This window comes from Photobacterium sp. OFAV2-7 (assembly GCF_022347985.1).
Lineage (GTDB): Bacteria > Pseudomonadota > Gammaproteobacteria > Enterobacterales > Vibrionaceae > Photobacterium.
This window is the reverse complement of sequence record NZ_JAKRFQ010000180.1, coordinates 1-7,187: the sequence shown is the minus strand read 5'-3', so window position 1 is coordinate 7,187 and position 7,187 is coordinate 1. Positions and strand designations below refer to the sequence as shown.

Sequence of the window (7,187 nt, the reverse complement as noted above, 5' to 3'; positions counted from 1 at the left end):
CTGGGGCATTAACGAGTCGCAGAAAGTCTCCTTCTACTGCGGTACCGGCTGGCGCGCATCTGAAACCTTCTTCTATGCCTATGCCATGGGCTGGGAAGACATCAGCGTCTTTGATGGCGGCTGGTTCGAGTGGAGTGGCGATCCTGCCAACCCGAGTTCTACGGGTGATGTCACACCTGATCACAGCTAAAGTCTCTTCAGTTCAACATGACTGATACACCGCTGACACAGAATTATCACCAGATAATATCTGTGTCAGCACCACTTCTACACATTTAATTTACATGCCCGTTATCGACACAAATTATCGAGATTACGGGTATATAATCATCCCTCATATGCGATCCATTTCACTGAAATATATACAATAAATACTAATATATACCCCGCACCTCCTTAAGGGGCAGCACTTCGTGTCGCCATACTGCGACTAACTGGTGTTTCTGGCTGGTTCCATGATTCTACTGAGAGACACATGACAGCCGAGTATAGGGATAGTGAAATCATGATTTACCTTGATCACGCGGCAACCAGTAACCCTAAACCTGTTCAGGTTGTTGAGGCTATGACTCGTTATATTAGCCAGGATTGTGCTAACCCCGGCAGGGCAAGCCACCCTTTGGCCAATGATGCAAGCCGCCTTATCTTTGAAACCAGAGAAAGACTGCTCAGTTTCTTTAGCGCCAGCGATGATGCCCATGTTGTCTTTACCGGCAACATTACCGAGTCCCTAAACTTGGCATTAAAAGGCCTGTTGGTACCCGGTGATCAAGTCATCGTGAGCAGCATGGAACACAACGCCATGATGCGACCATTACGCCAGCTGGAACAAGATGGCGTCATTGTTACCGTTATCCCCTGCGACTCGAAAACAGGCCTTATTACGGTAGCAGATCTCGAAGCGGCGATGACCCCAAAAACCAAGTTAGTTGCCATCAATCACGCATCAAATACCTTTGGCACCATTCAACCTATCGCCCATATTGGCCAAGTGTGCCGACAGCAAGGCTGTTTATTTCTCGTTGATACCGCTCAGACTGCTGGAGTCATACCTATCGATATGGAAGCATCCTGTATTGATTTGCTGGCATTCACCGGACATAAAGGACTAATGGGACCGATGGGGATTGGTGGCCTGGTTATTGGTGACAGCCTGCAAGGCGTGACTATCAAACCACTCATCACTGGTGGAACTGGAAGTAACTCAGAACTAGAGGTGCAACCTGACTTCCTACCCGATGCCCTGGAAAGCGGTACGCCAAACCTGCCGGGAATTGCCGGATTAAATGCGGGGATCAGCTGGTTACAGGATAAAACCGTCGACGCAGTGTCCCAACACGAACAGACACTGACCAAGCAACTAGTTAAAGGGCTTCAAGCCATTCACGGCATTATTCTTTATGGCCCGGACCATACTCAGCCTCGTGTCGGCGTCGTCTCCTTTACGATCAAAGATAAAGATAACGGCGAAATCGATGAACTGCTGGCCTACGAACATGGTATCTACTGCCGAACCGGCCTGCATTGCGCGCCCGCTGCGCATAAAACACTTGGCACTTTCCCTAACGGCACCATACGGCTAAGCATTGGCGCGTTTACGACATCTGAACAAATCGAGCAGGCCATATCAGCAATAAAACAGCTGGCCTCCTAAGGCTACTAATCCAGAACGATTTCACGGTATCGGGAGCTATCTGTAGCCAACACCTGATAGCCGTCAGCTAATTACAATTCAATAAATATAAAGGGATGCTATGTTAGAAGCGAGCAAGGGCGATGTCACGCCAGAACAAACAGTACCATCACCGTTGGACTACTTTAAAAGTGCCATATCCGATGAAATCCGCTACGTCTCTGAACAAAAAAAAGCAGGGCATGGGATCGTCGGTTTTTATTGTGAATTCACACCAAGAGATCTGATTCTGGCAGCCGGTGCAACCCCCATATGTCTTTGCGGTACCAGTCAAAACACCATTACCCATGCTGAAACCGTACTGCCTTCGAATTTATGTCCACTTATCAAATCATCCTATGGTTACGCCCTCACCGGAGGCTGTCCGTTACTCAATGATTCGGATCTGTTAGTCGCTGAAACAACCTGCGACGGCAAAAAGAAAATGTATGAAGTCTTGTCTCGGGACAAAAACATGCATGTTCTTGAGCTTACTCAGAAGTCAGACAAAGAACGTGCTTTTCGGCACTGGCTGGCCGAAGTCGAGGAATTGAAGCAGAAACTCGAGCAAACCTTCCAGACTGACATCACAGAGGAAAAATTACGCACAGCGATTAAGGCGATGAATGAAGAACGCCGCCTGATCCTTGCCATTCAAGAGCTCGGTCAGCATAGGCCTGCCATCGTATCTGGTTATGAAATCGCCCAAACCCGCTACCGTGTGGCTGGCTTTTCTAAACACCTTGAACAAATGAAGCACTTTCTGGCAATGGCTGACCAACGTTTAGAGCAAGGCTACCAAGCCGCTCCCGCCAGCGCTCCTCGCGTTCTTCTTACCGGCTGCCCTACCGGCCATGGGACAGAAAAACTCATTGAGATTATCGAAGAGTGTGGTGGTGTTGTCGTCGTCCAGGAGGCCTGCTCCGGGATTAAAGGGGTATACGAAGAGGTTTCTGAACAAGGCGATCCACTAGAAGCGATTGCTCGCAAGCACTTTAATATCCCTTGCTCGTGCATGACCCCAAATGAAGGCCGAAAAGAGTTATTGAGAAAGCTCGCCAAAGATTACCAGGCTGACGCTGTTATCGACCTGGTATGGCAAGCTTGCCACACCTATAACGTTGAGTCTGTCTTGCTCCATGAATTTGTACGTAAAGAGCTAGGGCTTGCTTACCTGAAGGTAGAAACCGACTACTCCAGTTCGGACCGTGAGCAACTCAAAGTTCGAGTCCAGACTCTGCTGGAGCTAGCTCAATGATCACATGTGGCGTGGATATCGGGTCCCGAACCATAAAGATGGTGTTGTTTGACGGCCAGAATATTATTGATTCAGCTATCACCTTAAGTGGTGCAGCGCCGAGAGACAACGCTGAGCGTTTGTATTCTGACATGCTCGTAGCCAACCAATGTAACCGCTCTGATGTGGCAATGACTGTCGCAACAGGCTACGGCAGAAACTACTTCGAACTGGCCGATAAAGCCTCTTCGGAAATTATCTGCCACACAGCTGGCGTTGCCTACTTATGCCCCCAAGCCAAAACCATCATCGACATTGGCGGCCAGGATTCCAAAGTGGTTAAGGTTTCCGAGAGTGGCAAGGTCGACGACTTTGTGATGAACGATCGTTGCGCTGCAGGTACCGGGAAATTCATCGAGATGGTCGCCCATACCCTGGATATGCCTTTGGATAAAACGGGAGCTGCCGCTCTGACGACCAACGAGGTTTGCGAAATCTCTTCGATGTGTGCCGTTTTTGCCGAATCAGAAGTCATTGGTTTGCTCCATAAAGGTGTACCCGCAGAGGTTATTCTCCGCGGTGTATTCCGCTCTGTGGCCAAACGAGTGGTATCGCTGGGTCGAAAAATCGGGTTTGCAGAACCTATCGTGTTTACCGGTGGTGTAGCACAAAACCCGGGCGTACTAGAAGCAATTCAGACCCAGGTAGAAAGCCCGTCTGTTGACGTTCCAAGCCACCCTCAACTTACCGGTGCATTAGGTGCCGCCATTATTGGCCAGCAAGTCGCTGCCCAAAATTCATTGTAAAGCGAGTTCAATGGAAGATTCAGTTACTTACATTATTACTTTCAATTCGAGCCATCAGGCGCTGAAAGCGGAAAGCAAACTCAAAAAGGCAGCATTACTGCCAAAACTGATCAGCTCTCCAAGAGCGATTAGCTCAAAATGCGGGTTTTGCATCGCACTGGAAAAGTGTGACTGGCCGAATATGACCGAAACGCTCAACCAGTTAAACGTGGAATACACCCATTTATATACAAGAAAACTACTCAATGGAGTAAAGCATTATGATAAACAAGATTGATGTTCGCGGGGTCTTGCAACAACAGGCTCTCAATCTGGTAGAAACTGTTTTCGAAGACCAAAGCCATAGCAACGTCGAAATTCTCAGTTCAGATCAAGCGATTACTACAGCCCTGATAGACAACCTGATAAAGAAAGGGTTAACCGTCGAAGAAGTGCTGCAGACCCCTGAAGGACAAACGATTATCGCCAGCACTGGTCACAAGCAAGCTATATTGCCTAAATCCTATGTTATCGAAAACAACACGCTTGGTCAGGGAAATGAAGTGATCGGTCAAAAGCTGATAAATGCTTTCTTCAATGTCAGTTCCGATTATGAACAGGTGCCGGCATCGATCTTTTTTGTTAACACTGGCGTGAAGCTCTGTATCGACCAGGCAGACACTGTCGATGCGCTGCAAAAACTGCAAGAGAAAGGCACTGATATCATAGTTTGCGGTACTTGCCTGGACTTCTTCGAGCTCAAAGATAAGCTTGCGGTGGGTCGTATCGGCACCATGCATGATCTTATTGGTATTTATCACGGCCAAAATCAAGTGATAAGCCTTTAGGCGAAACTGGCAAAGCGCCATGTCGCGCAGTCCATTACCTGCGCGACAATTACACCCGTTATCATCACCTATAACAAATTTAATCACACCTGACTGTTGCCAATATCCCTAGTTACCCGCCCATATACCTGACAGACGAGTCTCACTAACAGAGTACCGCTATCTTCTATAATGGTTGCAAGCTACCAGGCAAGAAGTAAGATGAGAAAAATCTGAATATGTTGCAACCAATCTTAGATTTATAGTAAGGAACACTATGAGCCAAAAGGTATTGGTGCTTTTTGCACATCCTTCTCAGCACCGCTCTGAGGTCAACCAGCCGTTGTTTGATCTAGCCAAGCAAATTGATGGTGTCACGGCCGTCGACTTGTATGCGGAATACCCGACTTTCAACATAAATATTGACCGCGAACAGCAGCGATTGGTAGACCATGACGTGATCATTTTTCAGTTTCCCCTCTACTGGTATTCCACCCCTGCTATTTTGAAAGAATGGCAAGATCTGGTGCTGGAATACAGCTTTGCATATGGCCCAGACGGCGATGCATTAACGGGAAAAGCTTTTTTCTGCTCGCTAACGGCTGGCGGTACAGCCGATGCGTACCATGCTGACGGCTATAACCATTTCACGATTCGCCAACTGCTCTATCCTCTTGAACAAATGGCAAGCCTGACCGGTATGCTCTACCTTCCGCCTTTTGCCCTATTTGGCTCGCGCACTGCACTGGAAGAAAAGCGCATCGACGGCCACCTTGATGCATGGCGTGATCTGCTACAGCGACTCGTCGCAGACAACATAAATCTTGATATTGCCGCCCCGGCAGAAAAACTCAATCACTACCTGGAAGCCAATCCGGTCAATACAGCGGAGGTCAAATGACCAGCATTTTTTTACAGGCATTCGTGTATTTGGTTGCCGCTGTTATCGCCGTTCCGATCGCCAAGCGGCTCGGGTTAGGTTCGGTATTGGGCTACCTCATTGCCGGCGTTGTTATTGGCCCGGTTATCGGCCTGGTGGGTGAAGAAACCACCACCATTCAGCACTTTGCTGAATTTGGGGTCGTGATGATGTTGTTTCTCGTCGGCTTGGAGCTAGAGCCAAAAATGCTGTGGGCGATGCGAAATCGCCTGATGGGGCTTGGCGGTCTGCAGGTTGGAGGTACGGCTGCCGCGATGATGGGAATCGCTTTGTTCTTTAACCAGCCCTGGACTGTCGCCCTGACCATCGGCCTTATTTTTGCGCTTTCTTCTACCGCGATTGTGCTGCAAACCTTCAATGAGAAAGGTCTGACCAAAACTGAGGGTGGCCAGAACGCCTTTTCTGTCCTGCTATTCCAGGATATTGCCGTTATCCCTATGCTGGCGTTTATCCCGCTACTGGCACTACCTGAACTGATTGAACAAGCGCAATCTGCCGCTACGTCTGCTGCAGAGCATCATGAAGAATTAAGCCTTGTAGCCGGATTACCGGGATGGGCATATGGCCTGGTGATCACCGGCTCAATCATTGCAGTTGTGGTTGGCGGCCATTTTCTCAGCCGTCCGCTGTTTCGTTTCGTGGCCAGCTCAGGCCTGCGCGAAATCTTTACCGCGACGGCATTAATGCTGGTGATCGGCATCGCTGCCCTCATGAGCCTGGTGGGCCTGTCTCCGGCATTAGGTACCTTCCTGGCCGGGGTGGTATTGGCAAACAGTGAATTTCGCCATGAGCTTGAATCTAACATCGATCCGTTCAAAGGGCTATTGCTCGGACTGTTCTTCATCACTGTTGGTGCAGGCATCAACTTCTCGGTGCTATTAAACGACTTTACTGTCATTATCGCTCTGACACTGGGCGTTATGCTGATAAAAGCCCTGGTACTATACAGCCTCGCGCTTATCTTTAGAATCAAGGGCAGTGACCGCTGGCTGTTTACCCTCAGCCTCGCACAGGCCGGTGAGTTCGGTTTTGTTCTACTTAGCTTCTCGCTGCAAAATCACGTTATTCCTGCCGATATCGCACAGATGCTTTCCCTCGTGGTCGCGCTATCGATGTTCCTGACACCGGGTCTGTTTATCCTGTTTGACAAAGTTATCCTTCCCCGATTCGAGAAAACCTCTAACGACCGTGAAACAGACGTCATCGACGATCAAGGCACGGTCATCATCGCCGGTATCGGCCGCTTTGGTCAGATAGTTAACCGCTTGCTGATATCCAACGGTGTCAAAACCGTCGTGCTGGACCATCAGGCCAACCAGGTCGATGTCGTACGTCAAATTGGCACCAAGGCTTACTTCGGTGATGCCACTCGCCCGGACCTGCTGCACACTGCCGGCATTGAACATGCCGCAGCCCTTGTCGTGGCTATTGACGATCGCGAGCACAGTGTCGAATTGGTGAAATACGTCAAACACACTTATCCGAGAGTCAAAATTATCACTCGTGCCTTCGACCGAGGACATGGCTATTTGTTGCGACAAGCAGGCGCAGACATCATTGAGTCAGAAACTTACCATTCGGCGCTGGAAATTGGCGGACACGCAATGAAAACACTCGGCCTGCACCCGTTCTTTGTCGAGCAACAGAAAAGCACCTATAAACGGGTCGAAGATCGTAAATCCGACAAACTTTATGCCGCCTGGGCATCCGACTCTGAAGTAAGCCT

Annotated in this window: 8 protein-coding genes; all 8 read left to right on the top strand. The window is 49.2% G+C overall.

Going from position 1 to position 7,187, the window contains the following annotated elements:
• Positions 1–190 (top strand): rhodanese-like domain-containing protein (locus MHN01_RS11475; RefSeq protein ID WP_255725164.1); only part of this gene is annotated, 190 nt, incomplete at its 5' end.
• Positions 191–475: 285 nt separating this feature from the next.
• The gene (locus tag MHN01_RS11470; RefSeq protein ID WP_239411474.1) at positions 476–1,654 is read left to right on the top strand and encodes an aminotransferase class V-fold PLP-dependent enzyme; all 1,179 of its coding nucleotides are present in this window, start codon (positions 476–478) and stop codon (positions 1,652–1,654) included.
• 100 nt (positions 1,655–1,754) lie between these two features.
• Entirely contained in the window at positions 1,755–2,930 is a 1,176-nt protein-coding gene (locus MHN01_RS11465) for a double-cubane-cluster-containing anaerobic reductase (protein ID WP_239411473.1), read from the top strand.
• Positions 2,927–3,715 (top strand): acyl-CoA dehydratase activase, encoded by a 789-nt coding sequence (locus MHN01_RS11460; protein ID WP_239411472.1) that lies wholly within the window; start codon positions 2,927–2,929, stop codon positions 3,713–3,715. The genes MHN01_RS11465 and MHN01_RS11460 overlap by 4 nt, the downstream gene beginning before the upstream one ends.
• A gap of 10 nt (positions 3,716–3,725) precedes the next feature.
• Complete coding sequence (locus tag MHN01_RS11455) at positions 3,726–3,992, top strand: DUF3343 domain-containing protein (protein WP_239411471.1); 267 nt, start codon at positions 3,726–3,728, stop codon at positions 3,990–3,992.
• Positions 3,976–4,542, top strand: a complete 567-nt coding sequence (gene yedF, locus MHN01_RS11450) for a sulfurtransferase-like selenium metabolism protein YedF (RefSeq protein ID WP_239411470.1) — start codon at positions 3,976–3,978, stop codon at positions 4,540–4,542. Before MHN01_RS11455 ends, yedF begins: the two co-directional genes overlap by 17 nt.
• Before the next feature lie 256 nt (positions 4,543–4,798).
• Positions 4,799–5,422 carry an NAD(P)H-dependent oxidoreductase gene (locus MHN01_RS11445; RefSeq protein WP_239411469.1) on the top strand — a complete coding sequence of 208 codons (624 nt, stop codon included), beginning with the start codon at positions 4,799–4,801 and terminating at the stop codon, positions 5,420–5,422.
• Positions 5,419–7,187 (top strand): monovalent cation:proton antiporter-2 (CPA2) family protein (locus tag MHN01_RS11440; RefSeq protein ID WP_239411468.1); only part of this gene is annotated, 1,769 nt, incomplete at its 3' end. The genes MHN01_RS11445 and MHN01_RS11440, both read left to right, overlap by 4 nt.